The organism is Brevundimonas sp. UBA7664 (genome assembly GCF_002483305.1).
GTDB lineage: Bacteria > Pseudomonadota > Alphaproteobacteria > Caulobacterales > Caulobacteraceae > Brevundimonas.
In genome coordinates this window covers 25587-50439 of record NZ_DLHQ01000046.1, presented here as the reverse complement: position 1 = coordinate 50439, position 24853 = coordinate 25587, and the positions used below count along the sequence as shown (strand labels likewise).

General features: G+C 68.5%; 23 protein-coding genes and 1 pseudogene. 16 read left to right on the top strand and 8 right to left on the bottom strand.

What is annotated here, in order from left to right:
- Window positions 1-412: pseudogene (locus tag B2742_RS11255) on the bottom strand (hypothetical protein); the annotation flags it as partial.
- Window positions 409-765, bottom strand: a complete 357-nt coding sequence (locus B2742_RS11250; RefSeq protein ID WP_292066263.1) for a chromosomal replication initiator DnaA — start codon at window positions 763-765, stop codon at window positions 409-411. The pseudogene B2742_RS11255 and the gene B2742_RS11250, both read right to left, overlap by 4 nt.
- Before the next feature lie 296 nt (window positions 766-1061).
- On the opposite strand from B2742_RS11250, the gene ctrA reads away from it, so the two are divergent.
- On the top strand, window positions 1062-1775 hold the full coding sequence (ctrA, locus tag B2742_RS11245; RefSeq protein WP_292066261.1) for a response regulator transcription factor CtrA: 714 nt from the start codon (window positions 1062-1064) through the stop codon (window positions 1773-1775).
- Window positions 1776-1868: 93 nt separating this feature from the next.
- Window positions 1869-2417 (top strand): hypothetical protein, encoded by a 549-nt coding sequence (locus B2742_RS11240; protein ID WP_292066259.1) that lies wholly within the window; start codon window positions 1869-1871, stop codon window positions 2415-2417.
- A 77-nt stretch (window positions 2418-2494) separates the two neighbouring features.
- Here B2742_RS11240 and B2742_RS11235 read toward each other — a convergent pair whose 3' ends face one another.
- Window positions 2495-3997: a DEAD/DEAH box helicase gene (locus B2742_RS11235; protein ID WP_292066258.1), complete on the bottom strand. Its 1503-nt coding sequence runs from the start codon at window positions 3995-3997 to the stop codon at window positions 2495-2497.
- Between the two features lie 283 nt (window positions 3998-4280).
- Window positions 4281-4940: a DUF1345 domain-containing protein gene (locus B2742_RS11230; RefSeq protein ID WP_292066256.1), complete on the bottom strand. Its 660-nt coding sequence runs from the start codon at window positions 4938-4940 to the stop codon at window positions 4281-4283.
- A 121-nt stretch (window positions 4941-5061) separates the two neighbouring features.
- Between B2742_RS11230 and B2742_RS11225 the strand changes: the two genes are divergently transcribed.
- The 4 genes from B2742_RS11225 (at window position 5062) to B2742_RS11210 (ending at window position 12072) form a co-directional block, all read left to right on the top strand.
- On the top strand, window positions 5062-7167 hold the full coding sequence (locus B2742_RS11225; RefSeq protein ID WP_292066255.1) for a malate synthase G: 2106 nt from the start codon (window positions 5062-5064) through the stop codon (window positions 7165-7167).
- An 86-nt stretch (window positions 7168-7253) separates the two neighbouring features.
- Window positions 7254-8132, top strand: a complete 879-nt coding sequence (locus B2742_RS11220; protein ID WP_292066254.1) for an ABC transporter ATP-binding protein — start codon at window positions 7254-7256, stop codon at window positions 8130-8132.
- 10 nt (window positions 8133-8142) lie between these two features.
- Window positions 8143-11715, top strand: a complete 3573-nt coding sequence (locus tag B2742_RS11215; protein WP_292066253.1) for an ABC transporter permease/M1 family aminopeptidase — start codon at window positions 8143-8145, stop codon at window positions 11713-11715.
- A gap of 12 nt (window positions 11716-11727) precedes the next feature.
- Window positions 11728-12072, top strand: a complete 345-nt coding sequence (locus B2742_RS11210; protein ID WP_292066252.1) for a hypothetical protein — start codon at window positions 11728-11730, stop codon at window positions 12070-12072.
- A gap of 12 nt (window positions 12073-12084) precedes the next feature.
- On the opposite strand, the gene upp is transcribed toward B2742_RS11210, so the two are convergent.
- The 3 genes from upp to B2742_RS11195 are packed head-to-tail and all read right to left on the bottom strand — an operon-like array spanning window position 12085 to window position 15216.
- Entirely contained in the window at window positions 12085-12714 is a 630-nt protein-coding gene (upp, locus tag B2742_RS11205; RefSeq protein WP_292066264.1) for a uracil phosphoribosyltransferase, read from the bottom strand.
- Window positions 12715-12734: 20 nt separating this feature from the next.
- Window positions 12735-13976, bottom strand: a complete 1242-nt coding sequence (locus tag B2742_RS11200) for a URC4/urg3 family protein (protein WP_292066251.1) — start codon at window positions 13974-13976, stop codon at window positions 12735-12737.
- Window positions 13963-15216 (bottom strand): GTP cyclohydrolase II, encoded by a 1254-nt coding sequence (locus B2742_RS11195; protein WP_292066250.1) that lies wholly within the window; start codon window positions 15214-15216, stop codon window positions 13963-13965. The genes B2742_RS11200 and B2742_RS11195 overlap by 14 nt, the downstream gene beginning before the upstream one ends.
- Window positions 15217-15351: 135 nt before the next feature.
- On the opposite strand from B2742_RS11195, the gene B2742_RS11190 reads away from it, so the two are divergent.
- From B2742_RS11190 to B2742_RS11150, 9 genes are all read left to right on the top strand, one after another.
- On the top strand, window positions 15352-16209 hold the full coding sequence (locus tag B2742_RS11190) for a Ku protein (protein ID WP_292066249.1): 858 nt from the start codon (window positions 15352-15354) through the stop codon (window positions 16207-16209).
- A gap of 57 nt (window positions 16210-16266) precedes the next feature.
- Window positions 16267-16965, top strand: coding sequence for an SDR family NAD(P)-dependent oxidoreductase (locus B2742_RS11185; protein ID WP_292066248.1), 699 nt, complete (start codon window positions 16267-16269; stop codon window positions 16963-16965).
- Window positions 16966-17054: 89 nt separating this feature from the next.
- Window positions 17055-17384: a PadR family transcriptional regulator gene (locus B2742_RS11180; RefSeq protein WP_055829658.1), complete on the top strand. Its 330-nt coding sequence runs from the start codon at window positions 17055-17057 to the stop codon at window positions 17382-17384.
- Between the two features lie 23 nt (window positions 17385-17407).
- The gene (locus B2742_RS11175) at window positions 17408-18526 is read left to right on the top strand and encodes a hypothetical protein (protein WP_292066246.1); all 1119 of its coding nucleotides are present in this window, start codon (window positions 17408-17410) and stop codon (window positions 18524-18526) included.
- Between the two features lie 57 nt (window positions 18527-18583).
- On the top strand, window positions 18584-19732 hold the full coding sequence (locus B2742_RS11170; RefSeq protein WP_292066245.1) for a 3-oxoacyl-[acyl-carrier-protein] synthase III C-terminal domain-containing protein: 1149 nt from the start codon (window positions 18584-18586) through the stop codon (window positions 19730-19732).
- Window positions 19732-20415: an iron-containing redox enzyme family protein gene (locus tag B2742_RS11165; RefSeq protein WP_292066244.1), complete on the top strand. Its 684-nt coding sequence runs from the start codon at window positions 19732-19734 to the stop codon at window positions 20413-20415. The genes B2742_RS11170 and B2742_RS11165 overlap by 1 nt, the downstream gene beginning before the upstream one ends.
- Window positions 20412-21317 carry a DUF6999 family protein gene (locus B2742_RS11160; RefSeq protein ID WP_292066243.1) on the top strand — a complete coding sequence of 302 codons (906 nt, stop codon included), beginning with the start codon at window positions 20412-20414 and terminating at the stop codon, window positions 21315-21317. Before B2742_RS11165 ends, B2742_RS11160 begins: the two co-directional genes overlap by 4 nt.
- Window positions 21318-21474: 157 nt before the next feature.
- Window positions 21475-22584, top strand: coding sequence for a bifunctional transcriptional activator/DNA repair enzyme AdaA (locus tag B2742_RS11155; protein WP_292066242.1), 1110 nt, complete (start codon window positions 21475-21477; stop codon window positions 22582-22584).
- Window positions 22565-23119, top strand: a complete 555-nt coding sequence (locus B2742_RS11150; RefSeq protein ID WP_292066240.1) for a methylated-DNA--[protein]-cysteine S-methyltransferase — start codon at window positions 22565-22567, stop codon at window positions 23117-23119. The genes B2742_RS11155 and B2742_RS11150 overlap by 20 nt, the downstream gene beginning before the upstream one ends.
- On the opposite strand, the gene B2742_RS11145 is transcribed toward B2742_RS11150, so the two are convergent.
- Window positions 23092-23622 (bottom strand): hypothetical protein, encoded by a 531-nt coding sequence (locus tag B2742_RS11145; protein ID WP_292066238.1) that lies wholly within the window; start codon window positions 23620-23622, stop codon window positions 23092-23094. The two genes, B2742_RS11150 and B2742_RS11145, sit on opposite strands and share 28 nt — an antisense overlap.
- Before the next feature lie 134 nt (window positions 23623-23756).
- On the opposite strand from B2742_RS11145, the gene nadA reads away from it, so the two are divergent.
- A complete protein-coding gene (gene nadA / locus B2742_RS11140) occupies window positions 23757-24836 on the top strand; it encodes a quinolinate synthase NadA (protein ID WP_292066237.1) in 1080 nt (359 codons plus the stop codon).
- Window positions 24837-24853: the final 17 nt, after the last annotated feature.

The window sequence follows — 24853 nt, the reverse complement described above, 5'->3', positions numbered from 1 at the left end:
CCTCGGCCGCGCCGAGCCAGGGGCGGCCGTCCGCGTCGCGCCGCCGGGCCAGCCAGGCGACGGCCGATTGTCCTAGGTTGGCGCGCCGCGCGACGGGCCGCCCGTCGCCCTCCATCACGGTCCGGGTGCCCTCGATCAGACCCGGCCGGCCGGGTTCCGGAGCCTCCGCGCCGGGCGGGACAGCGGACCGCGCGACCCAGCCGCCGCCGGGACGCCGTTTCAGGCCGGGCGCCTCGACCAGCCGGCGAAAACCCGCCTCGTCGAGGGTCAGGACGATGCGGCCGCGCCGGTCGCCGCCAGCTCTCAGCCCGTAGCCGTCCGGCACGGCCTCGATCCAACCGCCGCGCCGGGCCAACAGACGGCGGGCCCGCGCCACGGCCCCGTCTTCCGGGTTCGCCGCGCCGCCCGTCATGCCGGCAGCTCGCAGGCGGGCGCGTCGAGCAGGTGGTTCACACACAGCTCCAGCCGGTCCAGCAGGGCGTCGATCGACGGATGGTCGCGTCCGTCCTCGGCCCAGCGGCAGGCCGCCGCCGCCGTCGCCCGGTTCAGTCCGAAGGCGTGGGCCACCCGCTCCAGCGGCCAGCCGAAGGTGACATAGGCCGTGTACAGGGCCAGCCAGCGGGCCCGACAGGCAGGGCCCCGCAGGCGGGCGCTCGCCTTCATCCGTTCCGCCGTGATGCCCGTCGCCGCCGCGACCAGCTGCAGCGCCAGTCCGGCCCGGATGCGATCGTCATCCGTGACCGGCGCGCGCCAGATCTCGTCCATCCCAAAACTCCCATCATCCCGTCGGACGCCCGTCATTCAGGCCGCGAACGCCGCCAGAGGAATATAATCCTATAGCCACGTCGAAAACGGACGCATCGGCGCGAACCGGTCACCGTCCGAAATAATCTCGTTCGCTTGACTCGGGACTCTCGACGCCGATTCGCAAATCAGCCTACGATTCGCCTCACTGGACTGGTGTTAACCTTTCTTAAGTTTTTCCTCGGTTAACTCCCGAACAAGGTTACCCGTTCTCCGATGACGGTTCTTACCGTCAAGCTTTGCCTGGAGGGGCATGAATGCGCGTCCTGCTTATCGAAGATGATCACGCGACCGCGCAGAGCATCGAACTGATGCTCAAGTCGGAGGGTTTCAACGTCTACACGACGGACCTCGGCGAGGAAGGCATCGATCTCGGCAAGATCTATGACTATGACCTGATCCTGCTCGACCTGAACCTGCCCGACATGAACGGGCTTGAGGTTCTGCGTCAGCTGCGCGTCGGCAAGGTCAATACGCCGGTGATGATCCTCTCGGGCTCCTCGGAGATCGAGACCAAGGTCAAGACCTTCGGCGGCGGCGCCGACGACTATATGACCAAGCCCTTCCACAAGGACGAGCTGATCGCGCGCACCCATGCCGTGGTCCGCCGCTCCAAGGGTCACGCCCAGGCCATCATCCACACCGGCGAGATCGCCGTGAACCTGGACGGCAAGACGGTCGAGGTGAACGGTCACCGCGTCCATCTGACGGGCAAGGAATACCAGATGCTGGAGCTGCTCTCGCTCCGCAAGGGCACCACCCTGACCAAGGAAATGTTCCTCAACCACCTGTACGGCGGCATGGACGAGCCCGAGCTGAAGATCATCGACGTCTTCATCTGCAAGCTGCGCAAGAAGCTGGCCACGGCCGCCGGCGGCAAACACTATATCGAGACCGTCTGGGGCCGCGGCTATGTGCTGCGCGACCCGTCGGAATCCTCGGCCCCCGCGCCGGTCAGCGCCGCCGCCTGATCCCCTTGGGCTCAAGGCGCTGAAACCAGAACGCCCGCCGGAGCGATCCGTCGGGCGTTTTCGTTACAGGGAGGCGCATCAGGAGAGGGTGGCGTGCCGGAAATCGATCAGGCGACGGCCGCGGCGCTCGGTTGGCCGAAGACGAAATACGCATGGATCGAGCGTGAGCGCCGCTGGCTCTGCAGGGCCGTGCCGTTTGACAGGGTCGTCCGCACCGAGGCGTTTAAGGATCTCTATGTCGAGGGCACCCAGCTTCGGCTACGCGAGGCGCTGCCTTCGGATGGAGGTCCTCCGATGCTGCGGCTGGGGCGAAAGGCCGACGTCAATCCAGCGGTCCGGCTGCTGACCTCGATCTATCTGTCGCCCGTGGAGTTCGATCTGCTGTCTTCGCTGCCGGGGAACATTCTTCGGAAAACGCGGCACTACCTAGGAAACATCGCGGGCGCCGATGTTTCGGTGGATGTGTTCGAAGGCGCGCTCACCGGCCTCATCATGGCGGAAGCGGAGTTCGGTGACGTCGAGGCGATGGCCAACTATCCGATGCCGGACTTCGCCTTCCTCGAGGTCACCGACGACATTCGATACACCGGCGGCCGGCTGGTGACCGACGGCCTGCCGGAAGACCCCGCTGCCTCAGGCTGAAGGTCGGGTTCCTCCTGCACACACGACAACGCCCGCCGGATCGCTCCGGCGGGCGTCTTGCTATTCAGTCGAGCCGATCAGCCCTGGGCTGCATACCCCTTGCCGCCATTGGACGGCTTCCGGCGGCGGGGGCGGCGTTTGATCTCGCCGTCGGGCTTGGCCGAGGCAGAGGCCGGGGCGCTGGTGTGGCGCGGGTCGTTGTTGCTGGTGCGCGGACGCTCGCGGGCCAGCGGATCGAAGGCGCGTTCCGGGGTCGGGCGGGCGTCGCGGCCCGGGCCGGCCTTGCGGACGCGGTGCGGCTGCCCGCCGCCTTCCAGCTTGACGCCGTCGCGGCGCGGATTGCGCGGGCCGCGCTGCTGCTGGCGGTCGCCGCGGCCGTCGTCGGGCATCGAGGCCTTGGAGCCGACGCCGGCGGCCATGATCGACTGGTCCAGCAGGGCCAGCGACTTGTCGTTGCGGCGGTCGGTCGAGGGGATCTTCTGGCGCGTGACCTTTTCGATGTCGCGCAGCAGCTTCATCTCGTCGCCGGCGACGAAGCTGATGGCGGTGCCGTCGGCGCCCGCGCGGGCCGTCCGGCCGATGCGGTGCACATAGGCTTCCGGCACGAACGGCAGCTCGAAGTTCAGCACGTGCGAGACGCCGTCGACGTCGATGCCGCGGGCGGCGATGTCGGTGGCGACCAGGACGCGCAGCTTGCCGGCCTTGAAGGCGGCCAGGGTGCGTTCACGTTGCGGCTGGCTCTTGTTGCCGTGGATGGCTCCGGCTTCGACGCCGCCGGCTTCCAGATAGGCCGCGACCTTGTCGGCGCCGTGCTTGGTCTTGGTGAAGACCAGGCAGCGCGTATAGCCCGGATCGCTGAACATCTCGGTCAGCAGGGCGCGCTTGCGGCCCTGTTCGATGTGGATGATCGACTGGCTGATGCGCTGGACCGTGGTGGCCTGGGGCGTCACCGAGACCTTGACCGGGTCCTTGAGCAGTTCGCCGGCCAGTTTGCCGATCTCGTTGGGCATGGTGGCCGAGAAGAACAGGTTCTGGCGCATGGCCGGGATGCGGCTGACGATCTGGCGGATCGGCTTGACGAAGCCGAGGTCCAGCATCTGGTCGGCCTCGTCGAGGACGAAGATCTCGGTGCAGGACAGGTCCAGCGTATTCTGCTGCATATGGTCCAGCAGGCGGCCGGGGGTGGCGACCAGCACGTCGAGGCCGGCCTGGATGGCGCGTTCCTGCGGGCCGTATTTCACGCCGCCGAAGACGACCGCGACCTTGAAGCCGAGGTGACGGCCATAGGTCTTGAAGCTCTCGGCGATCTGGCTGGCCAGTTCGCGGGTCGGCGACAGGATGAGGACGCGCGTGGTGCGCGGCTTGGGCGCGACGCGGTTGGCGGCCAGGCGGTGCAGGATCGGCAGGGCGAAGGCCGCCGTCTTGCCGGTGCCGGTCTGGGCGATGCCCAGCAGGTCCTTGCCGGCCATGACGTCAGGAATGGCCTGGGCCTGGATCGGGGTCGGGGTGGTGTAGCCTTCGGAGGCCAGCGCCTGCAGCAGGGCCGGGTTCAGGCCAAAGGTGTCGAATGTCTTGCTCATGGAGCGGATGTCTTTCGCGTATGCGGCGACGCGCAACAGCCATGGCTCAACGCCGAAAAGGCCGCGCACCGCCAGTCCCGACAGGGCCTCAAGGTGAGGCCTTCGGGGTGGATCGGGCGCCGCCCCGCGTGTCCGGGCAGCGAATGAATCTTGAGGGCCGGCCGCTGCTACAGTCAGGTCTTCGAAGTCAGAAGACCCACACGCGCTGGAGCGCACCGGGGCATCGCAATTGTGCGACGCAGCGCAAATGGGCGCGAACTGCGGCCAAGTCAAGGCGGAGGGGTTAACGGGCCCCCAGCAAGCCGACCGCCAGATTGACCGTCAGGGCGACGATCACGGTGTTGAACAGGAAGGCCGTCAGGCTGTGCACGGTCGTCGTGCGGCGCAGCCTCCGGTCGGTGATCTGGATGTCGGCGGTCTGCTGGGCCACGCCGATGATCAGTGAGAAATGCAGGAAGTCCCAATAGTCGGGCGCCTCGCCGCCGGGGAAGAGGAGCCCACCGCGGTCCTTGCCCTTGCCCGTCGGCGCGTAGAAGGCGTGGGCGTAGTGCAAGGCGAAGATCAGGTGCACGAAGGTCCAGGACAGGGCCACGGTCGCCAAGGCCAGGATGGCGGCGCCGCCGGCCTTTTCGCCGTCTCCCGCGACCCGCACCGCTTCGCCCACCACCACGGCGATGCTGGCCAGCGCCGCGAACAGGGCGAGGGGCAGGACGGCGCCGCCCGCCTCATCGAGCGCCGCCGCGCGCTGGCGGATGTCGTCCGTCGACCGGGCGCGCCTGAGCTTCCATATGGTCTCGAGCAGGAACAGGCCGACGCCAACGTCCCAGCCCAACGCCAGTCGGGACAGCCAGCCACCGCCGAGGGGCCAGAACAGGCTGGAGGACGCGATCAGAAGCAGCAGGACCAACGGCCAATGCAGGCGCAGCCAGGACGGTGATTTCATGGCGCGATGATGCGCCCGTCCGGTTCAACTGCAACTGCTGTCTCCTTCGCGGCTGCGAAAAGCACTCGACTTCTGCAGGGTCATCACGGAATGTTTCAGCTCCGCCCCCGAGGAGTGCTCCATGTCGATGACGCCGCGCGCCGGTCTTCAGGTCGCCGACGAACTGGCCGCCTTCATTGAGGATGAAGCGCTGTCGGGGACGGGGATACAGGCAGACGCCTTCTGGTCGGGGGTGGCGGACATCTTCGCGCGGTTCGCGCCTGAGAACCGGCGGCTGCTGACCGTTCGCGATGATCTGCAGGTGCGGATCGACGCCTGGCAGGGCGAGCGGCGCGGCGCGGCCCATGACGGCGCGGCCTCCGAGGCCTTCCTGCGCGGGATCGGCTATCTGGTCGATGAACCGGCGCCGTTCGCCATCGGTACACGCAACGTCGATGCGGAGGTCGCCACGCTCGCTGGGCCGCAGCTGGTGGTGCCGAGCCTGAACGCCCGCTTCGTGCTCAACGCCGCCAACGCGCGCTGGGGCAGTCTGTATGACGCCCTGTACGGCACCGATGCGCTGGGCGACCCGCCGCCGCCCGGGCCGTTCGACACCGCGCGGGGCGCGCGTGTGGTGGCGCGGGCCAAGGCCTTCCTCGACGAAGCCGTCCCGTTGGCTGAGGGCCGCTGGGACGATCTGGGCGATCCGCACGGCGGCATCGCCATCCGCGATCCGGGTCAGTACATCGGCCGCACCGAGCGGTCGCGCCTGTTCCGCCACAACGGCCTGCATATCGAGGTGGTGTTCGATCGCGACCACCCCATCGGCCGCGACGATCCCTCGGGGATCGCCGACGTGGTGCTGGAATCGGCCCTGTCGACCATCGTCGATCTGGAGGACTCCGTCGCCGCCGTGGACGCCGCCGACAAGGTCGCGGCGTATCGCAACTGGCTGGGCCTGATGCGCGGCGATCTGGTCGAGACCTTCGAAAAGGGCGGCCGGTCGATGACGCGGGCGCTGGCGCCGGACCGGGACTTCACGGCGTCCGACGGATCAACCGTGACCCTGCCGGGCCGGTCGCTGCTGTTCGTGCGCAACGTCGGTCATCTGATGACCACGCCCGCCGTGATGCTGCCGGACGGCGGCGACGCGCCCGAGGGCGTGCTGGACGCCATCGTCACCAGCCTGATCGGCATGCACGACCTGAAGGGGCGGGGTCGGTTCCGCAACAGCCGCGCCGGTTCGATCTACATCGTCAAACCCAAGATGCACGGGCCGGAGGAGTGCGCCTTCACCAACGCCCTGTTCGATGCGGTCGAGGACCTGCTGGGGCTGGATCGGCACACGATCAAGGTCGGGGTGATGGACGAGGAGCGCCGCACCTCGGCCAATCTCGCCGCCTGTATCCATGCGGTGAGGGACCGGATCGTCTTCATCAACACCGGCTTCCTCGACCGCACCGGCGACGAGATCCACACGGCGATGCAGGCCGGGCCGGTGGTGCGCAAGGGCGACATGAAGACATCGGCCTGGATCGCCGCCTATGAGGCCCGCAACGTCGCCATCGGCCTGCAATGCGGGCTGTCGGGCCGGGCCCAGATCGGCAAGGGCATGTGGGCCGCGCCGGACCGCATGGCCGATATGCTCGAGCAGAAGGCGGCGCATCCGAAGACCGGGGCCAACACCGCCTGGGTGCCGTCGCCGACCGCCGCGACCCTGCACGCGCTCCACTATCACCAGACCGACGTCTTCGCCCTGCGCGCCGAAATCGCCGCCCGTCCGGTCCCCGGTCTCGACGCCCTGCTGACCCCGCCGCTGGCCAGCGGCGTGACCTGGTCTGACGCGGAGATCGCCGAGGAGCTGGACAACAACGCCCAGGGCCTGCTCGGCTATGTGGTGCGCTGGATCGACCAGGGCGTCGGCTGCTCCAAGGTGCCGGACATCCATGACGTCGGCCTGATGGAGGACCGCGCCACCCTGCGCATCTCGTCCCAGCACATGGCCAACTGGCTGCTGCACGGGGTGTGCTCGGCGGAACAGATTGAGGCGGCCCTGGCGGGGATGGCCGCGAAGGTCGACGCCCAGAACGCCGGCGATCCCCTCTACCGGCCGATGGCGCCGGACCCGGCGAACAGCCTCGCCTTCCAGGCCGCGCGCGCCCTGGTGTTCGACGGCGTCAGCCAGCCGAACGGCTATACGGAGCCGCTGCTGCATGCCTTCCGGCGGCGGGCGAAGGGCGCCGCCTGACCGGCTGGACGGCCAACCTGTCCGAACCGTAACTTGCGGAGGGAGGAGGCCGATGACAAGGTCCCTTTACTTCACGGAGGGCTCCCATGCTGACGATTGAAAACCTGACCCACGTCTACGGCAACGGAACGCGGGCGCTGGACAACGTCAGCCTGGCCATTCCCAAGGGGATGTTCGGCCTGTTGGGGCCGAACGGGGCGGGCAAGTCGACCCTGATGCGGTCGATCGCCACCCTGCAGACCCCGACCTCGGGTTCGATCCGCTTTGGCGACATCGACGTGATCAGGAACCCGGAGCAGTTGCGCCGCGTGCTCGGCTATCTGCCGCAGGATTTCGGGGTCTACCCGCGCGTTTCGGCCTACGACATGCTGGATCACATGGCGGTCCTGAAGGGGATCTCCAACGGCAAGGACCGCAAGCAGACGGTCGAGGCCCTGCTGCACCAGGTCAATCTGTGGCCCGTGCGTGGCAAGGCCCTGGCCGGCTTCTCGGGCGGCATGCGCCAGCGCTTCGGCATCGCCCAGGCCCTGATCGGCAACCCCGAACTGATCATCGTCGACGAGCCGACGGCCGGTCTCGATCCGGAGGAGCGCAATCGCTTCCTCAACCTGCTGGCCGAGGTGGGCGAAAACGTCGTCGTCATCCTGTCGACCCATATCGTCGAGGACGTCACCGACCTGTGCCCGCGCATGGCGGTGCTGGCCGGCGGCAAGATCCAGCTGGAGGGCTCGCCGCTCGACCTGACCGACGCCCTCGAGGGCCGGGTGTGGAGCAAGACCATCGACAAGGCTGATCTGGCCGATCACCAGGCCAGCCACAACGTCATCTCGACCCGGCTGTTCGCCGGCCGCACCGTGATCCACGTCCTGTCCGACACCAATCCGGGCGACGGCTTCGAGCTCGCATCGGGCGGGCTGGAGGACGTCTATCTGGCGACCGTGAACGCCTCGCGCCGCGCGGCCTGAGGGACGGATCATGTTCGCCAAGATCGCCAGTTTCGAATTCCGCTATCAGCTGCGCCAGCCGGCCTTCTGGGTCATCGCCATCGTCTTCGGCCTGCTGGCCTTCGGCGCGGTCGCCAGTGACAACGTCTCGCTGGGGTCAGGCGGAAACGTCTACAAGAACGCCCCTCACACCCTTGCCGGCGCGCACATCATCTTCAACGTCTTCTTCATGCTGGCGACGACGGCGATCGTCGCCAATGTCGTCGCGCGGGACACGCAAACGGGTTTCGGCCCGATGATACTGTCCACGCGGATCACCAAGGGCGCCTATCTGTACGGGCGGTTCTTCGGCGCCTTCGCCGCCGTCGCGCTCTGCTACATGAGCATCGCGATCGGCACGCTGCTGGGCACCTTCATGCCCTGGGTCGACCCTGAGACCCTCGGGCCCTTGCGGCTGGGCGACTACGCTTATGCCTATGGGGTGTTCGGACTGACGGGCCTGTTCCTGACCTCGGCCCTGTTCTTCATGCTGGCCACCGTCACCCGGTCCATGATGGCGACCTACATCGGCGTGGTGGCGGTGCTGATCGCCTACCTCGCCGCGGACGGCGTGCTCGGATCGCGGCCCGAGTTCGAGACGGCCATGGCCTGGGCCGAACCGTTCGGCGCCGGCGCCTACGGCCTGGTCACCAAATACTGGACGGCGGCCGAGCGGAACACGCTCAACGCCCCGATCGAGGGCGTTCTGCTCTGGAACCGGGTGATCTGGACCGCGGTCGGCGCCGTCCTGCTGGCCGCCGCCTACCTGCTGTACCGGCCCTCCCCGCGCGGCGCCAAGCTGAAGAAGCAGGAGCGGCTGAAGGCGCTGGTCGAGAAGGACGTCGTCGTCACGCCGGTCGGCGCCCTGCCGCGTCCGAGCTACGGCTTCTCCAGCGGCCTGACCCAGCTCTGGTCCCGTGCGGTGTTCGAGACCGTGCTGGTATTCAAGAGCCCGGCCTATGTGGTGCTGATCCTGCTGGCCATGGCCTTCGCCGTGGCGACGCTGTTCTTCACCGGCGAGATCTACGGCGCGCCGATCCTGCTGGTGACGCGGGTCGTCATCACCGCCCTGACCGGGACCTTCGGCCTGATCTCGATCATCATCTCCATCTACTACGCCGGCGAACTGGTCTGGCGGGATCGGGACCGCAAGGTGCATGAGATCGTCGATGCGTCGTCGACCCCCGACTGGACCTTTCTGCTGCCCAAGACCCTTGCCCTGGCGCTGGTCCTGATTTCCACCCTGCTGATTGGCGTGCTTGCCGGCGTGGTCACCCAGATGATCAAGGGGCACACTGATTTTGAGTTCGACAAGTATCTGCTCTGGTACGTGCTGCCGCAGGCGCTCAGCTTCACGCTGCTGGCGGTGCTGGCGATTTTCGTTCAGGCGCTGTCGCCCAACAAATTCGTCGGCTGGGCGATCATGGTCGTCTATCTGATCTCGACCCTGGTGCTGTCGAACCTCGGTTTCGACCACCCCCTCTACAGCTATCGGTCCGGGTTGCTCGGGCCTCTGTCGGACATGAACGGCCAGGGGGATTTCGGGACTTTCGCGCTCTGGTGGGGGAGCTACTGGAGCGCCTTCGGGGTCATTCTGCTGGTGCTGGCCTATGGCCTGTGGCGGCGGGGAACGGAGCAACGCCTGTGGCCGCGTCTGAAGCGGCTGCCGCACCGGCTGATGGGACCGGCCGGCCTGATCGGCGGCGCGGCTCTGGCGACCTTCATCGGCCTCGGCGTCTTCATCTACATCAACACCAACGTCTGGAACGAGTACCGGACGCAGGCGGCGCAGGAGGCCGAGCAGGCCGCCATGGAGAAGGCCCTGCTGCGCTATGAGATCACGCCGCAGCCGTCGGTGGCCGATGTGCGGCTGGTCATGGACCTTCGCCCGCATCAGCCGAAGCTGACCACGCGCGGATCCTATGTGCTGGTCAACAACACCGGCGCGCCCCTGCCCGAGGTTCACCTGCGCTGGGGCGACGATCTGGAGATGGTCAGCCTGACCGTCGAGGGCGCGAGCGTCGCCCGCGAGTGGGAAGAATTCGAGTTCCGCATCTACCGCTTCGCCACGCCCATGCAGCCGGGAGAGCGCCGCGCCGTCACCTTCGAGACGGTGATGGAGCAGCGCGGCTTCAAGGCCAGCGGCAACACCACGCGACTGGTCGACAACGGGACCTTCGTGAACAATTTCGAGTTCGCGCCGAGGGTCGGCATGGACCGCCAGGGACTGCTGACCGACCGCACCAAACGTCGCAAGGCGGGTCTGCCGGCGGAACTGCGTCTGGCGAAGCTGGAGGACGAATCCGCCCGGCGTCGCAACTATATCGGGGCGGACTGGGTCACCGCCGACATCACCGTCAGCACCGACGCCGATCAGACCGTCATCGCGCCCGGCCGGATGGTCTCGGACGTCGTCAACGGCGACCGCCGCACCAGCCGGTTCCTCACCGAGTCGCCGGTGCTCAACTTCTTCTCGGTGCAGTCGGCCCGCTACGAGCGGACGGCGCGAATGCATGACGGGGTCGAGCTGGTGGTCTTCCATGACCCCGCCCACGACCGAAATGTGCCGCGTATGCTGGATGGACTGGCGGCCTCGCTGGACTATTTCCAGGCCAATTTCAGCCCCTACCAGTTCCGGCAGGCGCGCATCGTGGAGTTCCCCGACTACGCCAGCTTCGCCCAGTCCTATCCCAACACCTTCGCCTGGTCCGAAGGGCTGGGCTTCATCGCCGACCTGAGCGATCCGACCAAGGTCGACTACGTCACCTATGTCGGCGCGCACGAGTTCGGGCACCAGTGGTGGGCCCACCAGGTCGTGGGCTCGAACCAGCAGGGCATGACCGTCCTGTCCGAGACCCTGGCCCAGTATTCGGCGCTGATGGTCATGGAGAAGATGTACGGCAAGGATCAGATCCGTCGCTTCCTGAAGCAGGAACTGGACCGCTACCTGCGCGCGCGGGGGACCGAGCGGCTGGAAGAGATGCCGCTCATGCGCAACGAGAACCAGCAGTACATCCATTACCAGAAGGGCGGGCTGGTCATGTATCTGCTGCGCGACCAGATCGGCGAGGAGGCGGTCAACCGCGCCCTGCGCCGGCTGCTGGCGCAATATGCCTTCAAGGGCGCGCCCTATCCGCGCTCGCTGGACCTGGTCGCGGCCATCCGGGCCGAGGCCCCGGCGGACAAACAGGCGCTGATCACCGACCTGTTCGAGAAGATCACCCTGTATGACGTCAAGACGACCGGGGTGACCGCCACGCGCCGCGCCGACGGCCGCTGGGACGTGGCGGTGACGGTCGACGCCCGCAAACTGTATGCGGACGGCAAGGGCGTCGAGACGGCGGCCCCGCTGAACGAGATGTTCGACGTCGGCATCTTCACCGCCGAGCCGGGCAAGGGCCGCTTCGACGAGGACGACGTGGTCCTGCTGGAGCGCCGTCCGATCCGGTCGGGGGTGCAGACGCTGCGCTTCATCACCACGCTCGAGCCGGAATTCGCCGGGGTCGATCCGTACAACAAATGGATCGACCGGAACTCGGACGATAATGTGCGGGCGGTAGAGTAGGGCGGCGGGCCGGTGACCGAAGACCAGCGGCTGGGGCTGGTTCGCGGCCTGCACACCGTGATCTATGTCGTCATGGCCGGGTCGGTGTTCGTGCTGCTCTACGCCGGGATCAGCGGCGCCCGCGGGCCTTGGCTCTGGTGGGCGCTGGGCCTGATCAGCGTGGAGATCGTCGTCTTCGTCGGCAACGGGATGAAATGCCCGATGACCGCCATGGTCACGCGGCTCGGCAAGGCGGGAAGCGGGATTTCAGACACCTTCTTTCCCGAGCGGATCACGCGGTACACGCTGCGCGTCTTCGGGCCCCTGATCGTCCTCGCCTTCATCCTGCTGGCGCTCCGCGGGCTGGGCTGGCTCTGAGCGTTTTCGGCCTCAGCGCGTCCCGAACAGCCGGTCGCCGGCGTCGCCCAGCCCCGGCACGATGTAGCCGTGGTCGTTCAGCCGCTCGTCCACGGCCGCCGTCCAGATCGGCACGTCGGGATGCCAGCCGCGTAGCCGCTCCAGCCCCTCGGGCGAGGCGACGAGGCAGACGAAGCGGATGTTGGTGACGCCGCGCTCCTTGAGCCGTTCGATGGCGGCGACGGCGGTGTTGCCGGTCGCCAGCATGGGGTCGATGACCACGCACAGGCGGTCGGCGACGTCGTCGGGCGCGCGGAAATAGTATTCGACGGCGTCGAGGGTCTCGGGCTCGCGGTACAGGCCGATGTGGCCGACGCGGGCCGAGGGGACCAGTTCCAGCATCCCGTCCACCAGGCCGAGACCGGCGCGGAGGATGGGGACGAAGACCATCTTCTTGCCGGCGATGCGCTGGCCGGTGGTCGGGCCGACCGGGGTCTCGACGGGATAGTCCTCAAGCGGCAGGTCGCGGGTGACCTCGTAGCAGAGCAGGGTCGAGATCTCGCGCAGCAGCTGGCGGAAGCGGGCGGTCGAGGTGTCCTTCGCCCGCATGATCGACAGCTTGTGGCGGACCAGCGGGTGGGTGACGACGGTGACGCCGTCCATCTTGAAGGGCTGGGTCGACATCAGAATACGGTCCCGTCGGAGAGGATGGTCAGGGGCGGGCCTCCGCCCGGTCGGCGCTCGGCCGCGGCGCGGCGGCCTGCGGCCCAGGTGCCGCCCTCCAGCACGCTGGCCAGCGGCATGGCTTCGGCGGTGACGCCCAGTTCGGCGCGGACCAGCGGGGCGAACCGGTCCAGCAGGGCCACGGTCATGGCGCGCCAGCCGACCACCAGCGGATCGGACACCGGCCACGGCTTTCCGGCGTCGGAGGGGTCCTTCAGCGTCAGCACGCCGAGATCCATGAACAGGCCGCCGTTGCGGTATTCCGCGAGACCGGTCAGGCCGTCGAGATCGGTCACCTCGACGCCCGCGGTCTGCAGCGGTTCGACCAGCGAATAGCTGAGCCACTGGGACAGTTTGTGGATCGGGACGAGGCCGTCGGTGGCGTCGGCGCGCTTCATCGCCGGATGCCGCCAGCAGTCGCCGAGGTCGACCCCGCCGAGGTTCAGCCGGTCGCGCCAGACGGGGCCGAGGGCTTCCAGCAGGACTTCGAGGATGACCGGGGCGGGCAGGCGGTCGTGCTCGTCGGCGCGGTCGACCATGGCGTCGAACAGGCCGCCGGGCCGGGGTTCATCCTCAAGAGCGAACAGGTCGGGTTCGGCGAGGCAGGCCTGGCCGAGGCGGCGCAGCAGGGCGGCGCGGCCCTCCAGCCCGACCAGCGGGTTCTTGTCCGAGACCTGGAATCCCCTGGCCAGATCGCTGGCGGTCAGGAAGGTCAGGGCCACGGCGTCGACGCGCCAGCGATCGTCCTCGGTGATCGAGAAGGCCCCCGCCTCGAACATCCGCAGGGAGGCGATGGCGAGACCTTCGGACCGGGTGAGGGTGCGGCCCGTGCGGGCGTCCTTGTATGACCAGTCCGGACCCGCGCCGGCGTCCAGCAAGACGGAGACGATGGCGAGGTCGAACTCGGTCCGCGCGCGGGAGGCGGGATCGAGCCAGTCGCGGGCCTCGGCGGCGGGGCTCCAGAGATCGACGCCGTCGACGGAGAAATGCCGCCAGCGGGCGTGGAAGGGCACGGCCAGGGTCGGATACTGGTCGCGGATCACGGCGGCGACGTAGCGCGCCGTCTCCGGCAAGCGGTCGAGATCGACCGTCCAGTGATCGAGGCCGCCGGCGACGCCGAGGGCCAGCATCTCATGGGCCCGTTCGCGGACGGCGGCGGCGTTGAGCAGGCTGCGCGCCTGCGCGGCGTCAGAATTGCTCAAGGTCGCGGCCCACCACGCGGGTCAGGTCTTCGGCCGACGGCGGGGCGTCGGGGGTGAAATAGCCGGCCGCCTTCTTGGCCTCCATCTCGACCGAGGCGTCGGGCGGAACGAGATAGTCCGGGATCGGCACCCGCTCGCCGATCTCGATGCCGGATGCGGTCAGGGCGTCGTGCTTCATGTTGGACATGGAGACGAAGCGATCGATCTTCGTGATGCCCAGCCAGTGCAGGATGTCCGGCATCAGCTGCTGGAAGCGGGCGTCCTGGACCCCGGCGACGCATTCGGTGCGCTCGAAATAGGTGGCGGCCTGGTCGCCGCCCGGCTGGCGTTTGCGGGCGTTGTAGACGAGGAATTTGGTCACCTCGCCGAGGGCGCGGCCCTCCTTGCGGTTATAGGCGATCAGGCCCGCGCCGCCGTCCTGCGCCTCGCGGATGCATTCCTCGATGCCGTGGGTCAGATAGGGGCGGCAGGTGCAGATGTCGGAGCCGAAGACGTCCGAGCCGTTGCACTCATCGTGCACCCGGCAGGTCAGGCGGCGGTTCGGGTCGGCGATCGCGGCCGGGTCGCCGAAGATGTAGAGGGTGATCCCGCCGATGGGGGGCAGGAAGACCTTGATGTCCGGCCGGGTGACGAGGTCGGCGTACATGCCGCCGGTCTGTTCGAACAGGGTGCGGCGCAGGGCGGTCTCGGTGACGCCGAAGCGTTCGGCGATGCCGGGCAGGTACCAGACCGGGTCGATGGCGGCCTTGGTCACGGCGACGTCGCCGCTCTCGTGCACGATCTGGCCATCGGCCTTGAGCCGGCCCGCGGCGATGGCCTCGCCGATCTCGCCCAGCTGCAGGCGGGCGCGGGTGACGGCGATGGTCGGGCGGATGTCGACGCCGTCGGCGATCTGGTCGGCGAAATCCTCGGCGATGCGGGCGCCCCAGGGATCCAACGAGACGATCTTCGAGGCGTCGGTCCACTGCGGGAACGGCCCCATCGGCGTGGTCGGCGCGGTGTTGGTCAGGTCGGGCCGGTTGTTGGCGGCCATGGCGCCGGACGAGACGGCGAGCGCGCGATAGACGGAATAGGCGCCGCCGTGGGCGCCGATGGCGTTGCGATCGCTGCCGGAGTTGACCGTGCCGATGACGGGCCCGCGTTCCTTCGCGGTGGCGGCGCCCCATTCGATCGGGAAGCGGCTGACGGTCCCCGCGCCGGGGTGGGAGTTGAGCCGGATGTGGCTCGGACGATTGGACATGGTTCCTCACTCGAACCGGCTTGTTGTTTTTCTTGCGCCGGACTCGTCAGGACACACCCGGTCGCGGCTCCTGTCCAGCGGTTTGAACGAGTCTCGCGGGACGGCGTTCAGCGCCTGTCATTCGAGGAGTTCGCCATGGCCGCCCGACCCACCTGGCAGGGACATCTGAAGCTGTCGCTGGTGACCTGCCCGGTCGCCCTCTACACGGCGACGTCGAGCGCGAGCCACGTCAGCTTCCACCTGATCAATCCCGAGACCAACAACCGCATCCGCATGGTGGCGACCGATCCGGACACGGGGCCCGTCGAACGCTCCGATCTGGTCAAGGGCTATGAGGTGTCGAAGGATGAATACGTCCTGTTCGACGACGCCGACTTCGACAAGGTCAAGCTGGAGTCGACCCGCACCATCGACATCAACCAGTTCGTCGACGAGGACGACATCGACCGTCTGTACTGGGACGATCCCTTCTATGTGGTGCCGGAAAAGGGCGTCGGGGCCGAAGCCTTCGCCGTCATCCGCGACGCCATGAAGGCGGCGGGCAAGATCGCCATCGGCTGCCTGGTGCTGCGCGGGCGCGAACGGCAGATCGCCCTGGAGGTGCGGGGCAAGGGGTTGGTGGCGTACTCGCTGCGGCCGCATGACGAGGTGCGCGACGCGGGCGATTTCTTCGACGACATCCCGGCGGTCAAGGCGGACAGGGACATGGTGGAGATCGCCACCCGGATCATCGGCCAGAAGGAGGCGGACTTCGATCCGTCGGGGTTCAAGGACCGCTATGACGAGGCCCTGAAAGAGATGATCAAGGCCAAGCAGAAGGGCGGCCAGGGTCTGGTCGAGGCGCCCGAGCCCGACGACACCAATGTCATCGACCTGATGGAGGCTCTGAGGGCCAGCCTGAAGGGCCCGGCGGCGGGCAAGGCGCCGGCGAAGAAGGCGGGAACGAAAAAGGCGGCTGCGAAGAAGCCGGCGGCGAAGACGAAGGCGGCATAACGCCTCGCCGCCTCTCGCCGCCTTGACCATTCGTTGGCGCGGGTTGCTGATCGCGCCATGACGAATTCAGAGGATCAGGCGGCCGTCGTGATTGGCGCATCGGGCGGCCTGGGCGCGGCTGTCGCCAGCCGGCTCAAGGCGTCCGGACGGTTCGCCATTGTCCGCGCCCTGTCGCGCTCGGGGACCGGCCTGGATCTGGAGGACGAAGCGTCCATCGCCGCGGCCGCCGCGCGGGTCGCCGACGGACCGCCGGCGACCCTGGTGTTCGTCGCCACCGGAGTGCTGCACCACGGGTTCGAGCCCGAGCGCAGCTGGCGCGCGCTGGACGCCGACCACATGCTGCGCGACTACCGGATCAATACGGTCGGACCCGCGCTGGTCGCCAAACATTTCCTGCCCCTGATGCCGCGCGACCGACGGGCGGCGTTCGCGGCCCTGTCGGCGCGGGTCGGGTCGATCGGCGACAACCGGCTGGGGGGCTGGCACAGCTATCGTGCCTCCAAGGCGGCGCTGAACATGATCCTGCGCAATCTGGCCGTGGAGACGGGGCGCACCCATCCGCAGGCGGTGATCGCCGGCCTGCATCCGGGCACGGTGGACACGGGTCTGAGCGCGCCGTTCCAGAGAGGGGTGAAGCCGGAGAAGCTGTTCACGGCGGACCATTCGGCGGAGCGGCTGCTGACGGTGCTGGAGGGACTGACGCCCGCCGACAGCGGCGGCGTCTTCGCCTGGGACGGGCAGCGGATTCCGGAATGACGGTCGACTGACCGGGAGGCGTTGACTCCCTCACACAGTATGCGCCATACACTGTGCGTCACACACTATGTGAGATGCAGGGAAGCGGCATGAGCCTCGATCCGGACCTTTATGAATCGATGCGGCTGGAGCTGCGGCGCGGGTCGCTGGTGCTGGCGGTGCTCGCCTGTCTGAGGACCGAACGGTACGGCTACACCCTGCGTCAGGCCCTCGCCGCCGACGGGCTGGAGATGGAGGAATCGACCCTCTATCCGCTGCTGCGCCGGCTGGAGAGCCAGGGCCTGCTGAACAGCGAATGGCGCGAGGAGGAGAAGCGGAAGAAGCGCTTCTACGTCCTGTCGCCGGGCGGCGTGTCGATGCTGGCCGCCCTGACCGACGAGTGGCGGGGGATCAACGCCTCGCTCGACAAGATTCTCTGAAACCGGGCTGAAGGGGAAAAGCCATGGACATGATCGACCGCTATCTGAACGCCGTCGCCGCGCAGCTGCCGCAGGACGAACGGGCCGACATCACCGCCGAACTGCGCGACCTGATCCTGAGCCGGTTCGAGGCGAAGGAAGAGGAGCTGGGCCGCGCCCTGACCGAGGACGAGCAGGAGGCGATCCTGCGCGAGATCGGCCATCCGCTGGTGGTGGCGGCGCGGTACCGCAAGGGGCCGGACTCGCTGGTCGGACCGGAACTGTTTCCCTACTGGCTGTTCGGGGTCAAGGCGGGGCTGATGGTGCTGGGCGCGGTCTATGCGCTCGCCCTGTTGATCCGACTGATCAGCGGGCCGGATGACGCCGGCCAGGCGCTCGGCCAGGCCTTTCACGCCTTCCTCGGTGCGGGGCTGACGCTGATCGGCGCGGCGACGCTGGCCGCGGCGATCTTCGAACATCAGGGCATCCGGCCGGCCTGGATGACGAAATGGCGGGTCAAGGATCTGGGCGCCTTCGGCCTCGCCGATCCGGCGGCCTGGGGCGCCTCGGTGGGGGGCGCGGCGGCGACGAAGGCGAAATGGGCGCCCAAGCGCCGGGCCCGATCCTGGCCGGGCGGGGAGTATCTGTTCTCCTTCCTCGCCGTCGGCATGTTCGTGCTGTGGTGGATCGGGGTGCTGCATTTCCCGGGTCTGGTGTCGCTCGAGCTGCGCGGCGAGGACGCCGTGGTCAGCGGGGCGCCGATCTGGTCGATCCTGTTCGGACCCATCCTGCTGTACGCCGTGGCGCAGATGGCGGTCGATCTGGCCAGCCTGTTCCGCCCCTATGCGGTGCGGGCCCGCGCCGCGGCCCAGCTCGTCATCGCCGCCGGCGGCCTGTGGCTGACCTGGGTGATCTTCAAGGCGGGCCACTGGTTCACCCTGACGCGGGGCGAGGAGACGGCGCGGATCGCCGGCGACTGGACGATGCTGGACTTCGATACGGTGCGGAACCTCGGGGACGGCGCGCGGGATCTGGTCGGGATCTCCAGCACCCTGTCAGTGGTGCTGGCCTGGGCGCTGGCCATTTCCGCGATCAGCCTGGTGTTCCAGATCCTCGCCCATCTGGGCCGGCTGGCACGTCCGGGCGCGCGGGCGATGATCTGACCGATCCGTCATCCGAAGGCCCTTCTTCGGCCCGAGGTTGTCGGGCAACCTGACCGGATGAAGCAAATCAGACCACCGCTCAGGGACGTCTACATCACGGGCGTCGGCGCGCATCTCCCGGGCCCGCCCGTCGGCAATGAGCGGATGGAGGATCACATTGGTCGCGTGCATGGCCGCGCGTCCGTCCTCGGCCGCCGGGCGCTGCGCTGGAACGGCATCCAGACCCGCCACTACGCGATGGAGCCGGGCGGCACGGTGACCGACACCAACGCCGGCATGACGGCGAAGGCCGTGGTGGCGGCGCTCGACGAGGCGGGTCTGGCGGTGGATGACGTTCAGCATCTGGCCACCGCCACCACCCAGGGCGACTATCTGGTGCCCGGCCACGCCACGGCGGTACACGCCGCCCTGGGCGCCGGCCCGTTGGAGATCGCCAGCTACCAGTCGGTCTGCGCCGCATCGCTGATGGCCGCCAAGGGGGCCTGGCTCCAGGTTCGCGCCGCGGAGGCGGACGTCGCCGTCGCCGCCGCCGGAGAGTTCTCGTCGCGCTGGTTCCGGCCCGGCTTCTACGAGGGCACGGCGCTGGTCGATTCGAAGGGCCGCCTGGCGACCGAGGCCGACTTCCTGCGCTTCACCCTGTCGGACGGCGCGGGCGCGGTGGTCCTGGAGCCCCGCCCCCGGGGCCAGGGCCTGTCGCTGAAGATCGACTGGATCGACCTGACCTCCCTGGCCGGCCGGTTCGACCCCTGCATGTGGGCCGGATCGACCCGCGGCGACCGCGCCGACCTGGCCAGCGCCTGGAGCCACGCCGGTCCGATCGCCGCCCACGCCGCCGGCGCCGTGGCCCTGCTGCAGGATTTCGATCTGCTCAAGACCGTCATCCGCGCCTGGATCGGCGTCTGGCTGGACAAGGTCGACAGCGGCCGGATCGTGCCGGACCAGGTCGACCACCTGTTGTGCCACTACTCGGCCCGTTCGCTGCGCGAGGAAATCGTTCGCCTGCTGGAAAACACCGCCGCCATGATCCCGGAGGAAAAATGGTTCACCACCCTGCCGGCGACGGGCAACATCGGCTCGGCCTCGATCTGGGTCATGTTGGAGGCCTTCATGCGCAGCGGGCGACCGAAGAAGGGCGACCGGGTCCTACTGATCGTGCCGGAGAGCGGGCGGGCGATGATCGGCTTCATGATGCTGGAGGTGGTGTGATGGGCGATCCCGCCATGGCCGACCCCGCGATCGCCGACACCCTGCGCAAGCTGGCCGTGGTTTTCGCCGACTTCGAGCAGCGGCTGGAGGCCACTCCCCTGATCCGCAAGCTGACCCGCGGTCGCTTCGAACTGGCCGACTACCACGCCTTCCTGATCAACCTGCGGCAGCAGGTGAAGGACGGGGCGCTGTGGATGAGCCGCGCCGCGTCCAACATCGGCGAGGACCACCTCGAACTGCGCTCGACGCTGATGCAGCACGCCGTCACCGAACACCGCGACTTTCGCCTGCTGGAACAGGATTTCGTGGCCTCGGGCGGTCAGCTGGCCGACATCCTGTCGGCGCCCAAGAATATCGGCTCGGAGGCCCTGTCCGCCTGGATGTTCCACGAGGCGTCCCGGCCCGATCCGTTCGGCCTGCTCGGGGCCATGTGGATCATCGAGGGCCTGGGCTCGATCAAGGCCAGGCCGTGGGGTCTGAAGGTCAGGGAGCGGCTGGGCCTGCCCGAGGACGCCCTGCGCTTCCTGCTCTACCATGGCGACAACGACGTCGCGCATATGGAGGAGTTCCGCGAGATGCTGGCCATGGTGCTGCCGGACGAGGCCGTGGCCGAGCGGATCGTGACCACGGCGAGAGTGACCGCGCGGCTCTATGCGCTGCAGATCGAGGAGATCGCGGCGTGACGGCGTCCCATGACCCGTTCGCCGCCATGGTGCACGACCCGCGCGACCCCGATCCGTGGCTGGCCCTCTATCTGGACCAGAGCCTGCCGATCGACCCCGAAGCCAAACGTTGCCTGCTGGTCGGGGCCCGCTCGTGGTCGCGCCGCTGGCTGTTCCCGGTCAGCCGGCCGCTGGTGATCCTGTTCTTCTGCGTGGTGAAGGTGCTGCGGGCGATCTCGCCGCGCTTTCCCAACCTCAACGGCCTGCTGCACAAGACCATCCACTGGGGCCTGCGGATCTTCGGCACGCCCGAGACCAACACCCTGATCCTGCGCCATTTTCACGTCGGCACCGAACTGCTGGCCTTCATGCGGATCAACGCCGGCGCGGCCGACATCTCCAGCCATCCGCTGCGCCCGACCCGGCTGAAGGACATCGAGGACAACCTCTTCCTCCAGCACGACCTGAACGTCTTCAACTTCATCATCGAGCTGAACCAGCGCCTGCGCGCCGAGGGGCGCGAGATCATGCCGGCCGAGACGCTCGATTTCTCGATGATCTCGGACGAATTCCCGGCCTTCGAGACCTTTCCGAGGGGACTGCTCAACAGGATCGATGTGCAGACGGCGGTGGAATTCTACACCCCGCTCTACGCCCTGATGCTGCCGAGGAACGACTTCGTCCGCGCCGCCCATTCCCTGCAGCTGGATGAGACGGTGGCCATCTACATCGCCCGTATCCTCGGCACGGACTACCACCTGAACTTCATCAAGAACGGCCATCCGATGGTGGCCCTGTCGACGCTTCAGGCGGGCTATCGGCTGATGATGCACGGCCTGGATTGCGAGGCGCTGCATGGGTGGCTGCGGACCATGAAGGCGCGGCAGGCGGCGGGGCTGCCGGTGGATCCGCGGGCCGGCTAGGCCAAGCCTGCAGGCGGCAAATGTTCAGACTCCCTGTCATCCGGCCGAGGCGAAGCGGAAATCCCTCCACGGTTGTCCGGGAGAGGGGTGGGGCGGCCCCCACGGCAATGTCCGAAAACCGCGAGACTCTGACGCCGCCTGCGCTCATTCTGCGGCCATGGAAAACGCCGGCGAACTGGATCAGGAGGCCTGCTACCGCGCCGTGCTGACGCGCGACGCGCGGTTCGACGGGCGTTTCTTCGGCTGTGTGAAGACCACGGGCATCTACTGCCGCCCCGTCTGTCCGGCGCGGACGCCGAAGCGGGAGAATATGGTCTTTGTGGTCTCGGCCGCCGCGGCCGAGGAGGCGGGCTTTCGCGCCTGTCTGCGCTGCCGGCCCGAGACGGCGCCGGACATGGGCGCCTGGCGCGGCACCTCCAACACCGTCAGCCGGGCCCTGGCCCTGATCGAGGCGGGGGCGCTGGATGAGGGCGACGTCGACGGCCTGGCCGGGCGGCTGGGCGTCGGCGAGCGGCACCTGCGGCGGCTGTTCCGCCAGCATCTGGGCGCCGCCCCGGTCAGCGTGGCGCAGACGCGGCGCGTGCTGCTGGCCAAGGCGCTGATCCACCAGACCGATCTGAGCATGGCGCAGGTGGCGCTGGGCTCCGGCTTCGGCAGCGTGCGGCGCTTCAATGAGACCTTCCAGGCCCTGTACGACCGGCCGCCCTCGGCCCTGCGCCGGCGCGGCGAGCGGGTGCATGAGGGGGGCGTTCGCCTGAGCCTGTCCTACCGCCCGCCCTATGACTGGGACGCCATGTTCGCGGCCCTGACGGCGCGCGGCGATGCGGTCGAGGGGCGGCGCTGGTCGCGGGCGCTGACCCGGGCGGTCGACGGCGCCGAGGGCTCGGTTTCGGTCGAGCCGGCGGAGACGGGGCGGGTCTCGGTCTGCGTCGAGGCCGACGATCTGAAGGCCCTGCCGGGGGTGCTGGCGCGGGTCCGGCGGGTGTTCGACCTGTCGGCCGATCCCGACGCCATCGGGCGTGACCTGTCGGCCGATCCGGCGCTGAAGCCGCTGGTCGCGGCGCGGCCAGGGCTGAGGCTGCCGGGTGACTGGATCGACGACGGCGCCGAGGTGCCGAACGACCGGCTGGACGATGAAACGCTCACCGTCCGCGCCGAAGCCTGGCGCCCGTGGCGGGCCTATGGGGCGCTGCACCTCGCACTGGCGGGGATCAGCGGCGCCGACCTTGAGACGATGGAGAAAGACGATGCGAAACGCGCAGCCTGAAACCCTGACCCTGGACCGGGTCCGGACTCCGACCGGCGAGGTCCTGCTGGTCACGGATGTCGAGGGCGCCGTGCGGGCGCTGGATTTCGCCGGCTATGAGGAACGGATGATGCGGCTGCTGCGCCGCCACTGGGGCGAGGCGGCGCTGATCGAAGGCCGGGCGCCTTCGGCCGTGCGGTCGGCGGTCGAGGCCTATTTCGGCGGCGACCTGACGGCGCTGGACGGGCTGAACGTCAAGACCGGCGGCACCGCCTTCCAGCGCGCCGTGTGGGCCGCCCTGCGCGCCATTCCGGCGGGCGAGACGCGGACCTATGGCCAGCTGGCGGCGGCGGTCGGCTCGCCCAAGGCGGTGCGGGCCGCGGGTCTGGCCAACGGCCAGAACCCGATCGCGGTCATCGTGCCCTGCCACCGGGTGATCGGCGCCAACGGGACGCTGACGGGATACGCCGGCGGGCTGGAGCGCAAACAATGGCTTCTGGCCCACGAGGGCGTGCCGGCGCGGACCGGTCAGGCGCCGGCCCGCGCGTTCCAGTAGCCGGACCAGGCCCCGGACTGGGCCGACGACACCCGCGTCGCCATACAGATGGTGTGGTCCGGCGGGGCCTCGGCGGGCTGGCAATCCCACCCCTCCACGCCCTCAGGCAGACCGCGCACGACGGCCGCCAGAATCAGGCCGCTGTCGATGATCAGGGCGATGCCGGAGCCGACATCCGCGCCGGATTGCGAGGGCGACGCGCAGATCCGTTCGAACGGCGCCTCTCCCGCCTCGGCGCCGGGCCGGCAATCGGCGGGACCGAAGGCGCTGAGAACGCGGCGGCCGGCGGCAGACTCCGTCTCAAGTCCCGCAGGGTGGGCCGCCAGCGTTGACAGGATGTCCGCGCGGACCTGATCGGGCGTGGGGCCCACAGGGGCCGGGGCCGGGGCAGGGGCCGGGGCGGCAGGCGGTTCCGCGGGCCGTTGAGGCGGCGGATCGCCGCCGTCGCCACAAGCGGTCAGGATCAGTGGGGCGATCAAGGCGAGGACACAGGCGCGGCGCATGATGGGCATCTCTCGGTCAGGTCCCTGATCTAACGCGCCGGGGGCCATTCCGGGTAGCTCTTGCGTTTTCCGGCCACCCCCTTACATTCAATCCGACTTATGCTAACTTTGAGCATAAGTAGAGGAGAAGCGTGATGGCGGACGGCATGTTCGGCTTGTCGAGGGAACTGGAACGGGAAACCGCGCCGGTCTGGGCCAAGGTCAAGGATCACGTCACCCCGCTGGAATGGCCGGCGCAGGCGGCGTTGATCAGCGAGATCAATGCGTTGAAGAAGAGCCGCGACGCCGTCATCCTGGCCCACAACTATATGACGCCCGAGATCTTCCACGGGGTCGGCGACTATGTCGGCGACAGCCTGGGGCTGGCCAAGGAGGCCGCGCGGTCGAAGGCGAAGGTGATCGTCCAGGCCGGCGTGCATTTCATGGCCGAGACCTCGAAGATCCTCAGCCCGGACAAGACGGTGCTGATCCCCGACCTGAAGGCCGGCTGTTCGCTGGCGGCCTCGATCACGGGCGCCGATGTGCGGCTGATCAAGCAGCGCTATCCGGGTCTGCCGGTGGTGACCTATGTGAACACCACCGCCGATGTGAAGGCCGAGACCGACATCTGCTGCACCAGCGCCAACGCCGTGCAGGTGGTGGAGTGGGCGGCGAAGGAATGGGGCGTCGACCGCGTCATCCTGATCCCCGACGAGTTCCTGGCCCGGAACGTGGCGGCCCAGACCAACATCGGCATCATCGCCTGGAAGGGCCGCTGCGAGGTGCATGAGCGCTTCACCGCCGCCGACATCGCCGAGATGCGCGAGGCCTATCCTGGCGCCGAAATCCTTGCCCACCCGGAGTGCCCCGAGGAGGTGCTGTCGGCGGCCGATTTCGCCGGCTCGACGGCGGCGATGACCGACTACATCACCAGTCGCAAGCCGAAGCAGGTGGTGCTGATCACCGAATGCTCCATGGCCGCCAACATCCAGGGCGACGTGCCCGAGGTCAGCTTCATCGGCCCCTGCAACATGTGCCCCTACATGAAGCGGATCACGCTGGAGAACATCCGCGACTGCCTGCTGAACATGCAGTTCGAAGTGACCGTGCCCGAGGAGATCGCCGAGCGCGCGCGGCTGGCCGTGCAGCGGATGGTGGACCTGCCGCCGCCGGCGGTTCCGGCGCGCTATGACATGATCAAGGCCCGGCATCACGTGGCGGTGGAGCTGATCTGATGCACTACGTCCCGCCC

Bases quoted from the DNA above. Each gene is read 5' to 3' on its own strand.
- B2742_RS11250 (WP_292066263.1), bottom strand. From the start codon at position 765: ATGGACGAGATCTGGCGCGCGCCGGTCACGGATGACGATCGCATCCGG.
- ctrA (WP_292066261.1), top strand. From the start codon at position 1,062: ATGCGCGTCCTGCTTATCGAAGATGATCACGCGACCGCGCAGAGCATC.
- B2742_RS11235 (WP_292066258.1), bottom strand. From the start codon at position 3,997: ATGAGCAAGACATTCGACACCTTTGGCCTGAACCCGGCCCTGCTGCAG.
- B2742_RS11230 (WP_292066256.1), bottom strand. From the start codon at position 4,940: ATGAAATCACCGTCCTGGCTGCGCCTGCATTGGCCGTTGGTCCTGCTG.
- B2742_RS11225 (WP_292066255.1), top strand. From the start codon at position 5,062: ATGTCGATGACGCCGCGCGCCGGTCTTCAGGTCGCCGACGAACTGGCC.
- B2742_RS11220 (WP_292066254.1), top strand. From the start codon at position 7,254: ATGCTGACGATTGAAAACCTGACCCACGTCTACGGCAACGGAACGCGG.
- B2742_RS11215 (WP_292066253.1), top strand. From the start codon at position 8,143: ATGTTCGCCAAGATCGCCAGTTTCGAATTCCGCTATCAGCTGCGCCAG.
- upp (WP_292066264.1), bottom strand. From the start codon at position 12,714: ATGGACGGCGTCACCGTCGTCACCCACCCGCTGGTCCGCCACAAGCTG.
- B2742_RS11195 (WP_292066250.1), bottom strand. From the start codon at position 15,216: ATGTCCAATCGTCCGAGCCACATCCGGCTCAACTCCCACCCCGGCGCG.
- B2742_RS11190 (WP_292066249.1), top strand. From the start codon at position 15,352: ATGGCCGCCCGACCCACCTGGCAGGGACATCTGAAGCTGTCGCTGGTG.
- B2742_RS11185 (WP_292066248.1), top strand. From the start codon at position 16,267: ATGACGAATTCAGAGGATCAGGCGGCCGTCGTGATTGGCGCATCGGGC.
- B2742_RS11180 (WP_055829658.1), top strand. From the start codon at position 17,055: ATGAGCCTCGATCCGGACCTTTATGAATCGATGCGGCTGGAGCTGCGG.
- B2742_RS11175 (WP_292066246.1), top strand. From the start codon at position 17,408: ATGGACATGATCGACCGCTATCTGAACGCCGTCGCCGCGCAGCTGCCG.
- B2742_RS11170 (WP_292066245.1), top strand. From the start codon at position 18,584: ATGAAGCAAATCAGACCACCGCTCAGGGACGTCTACATCACGGGCGTC.
- B2742_RS11165 (WP_292066244.1), top strand. From the start codon at position 19,732: ATGGGCGATCCCGCCATGGCCGACCCCGCGATCGCCGACACCCTGCGC.
- B2742_RS11155 (WP_292066242.1), top strand. From the start codon at position 21,475: ATGGAAAACGCCGGCGAACTGGATCAGGAGGCCTGCTACCGCGCCGTG.
- B2742_RS11150 (WP_292066240.1), top strand. From the start codon at position 22,565: ATGCGAAACGCGCAGCCTGAAACCCTGACCCTGGACCGGGTCCGGACT.
- B2742_RS11145 (WP_292066238.1), bottom strand. From the start codon at position 23,622: ATGCGCCGCGCCTGTGTCCTCGCCTTGATCGCCCCACTGATCCTGACC.
- nadA (WP_292066237.1), top strand. From the start codon at position 23,757: ATGGCGGACGGCATGTTCGGCTTGTCGAGGGAACTGGAACGGGAAACC.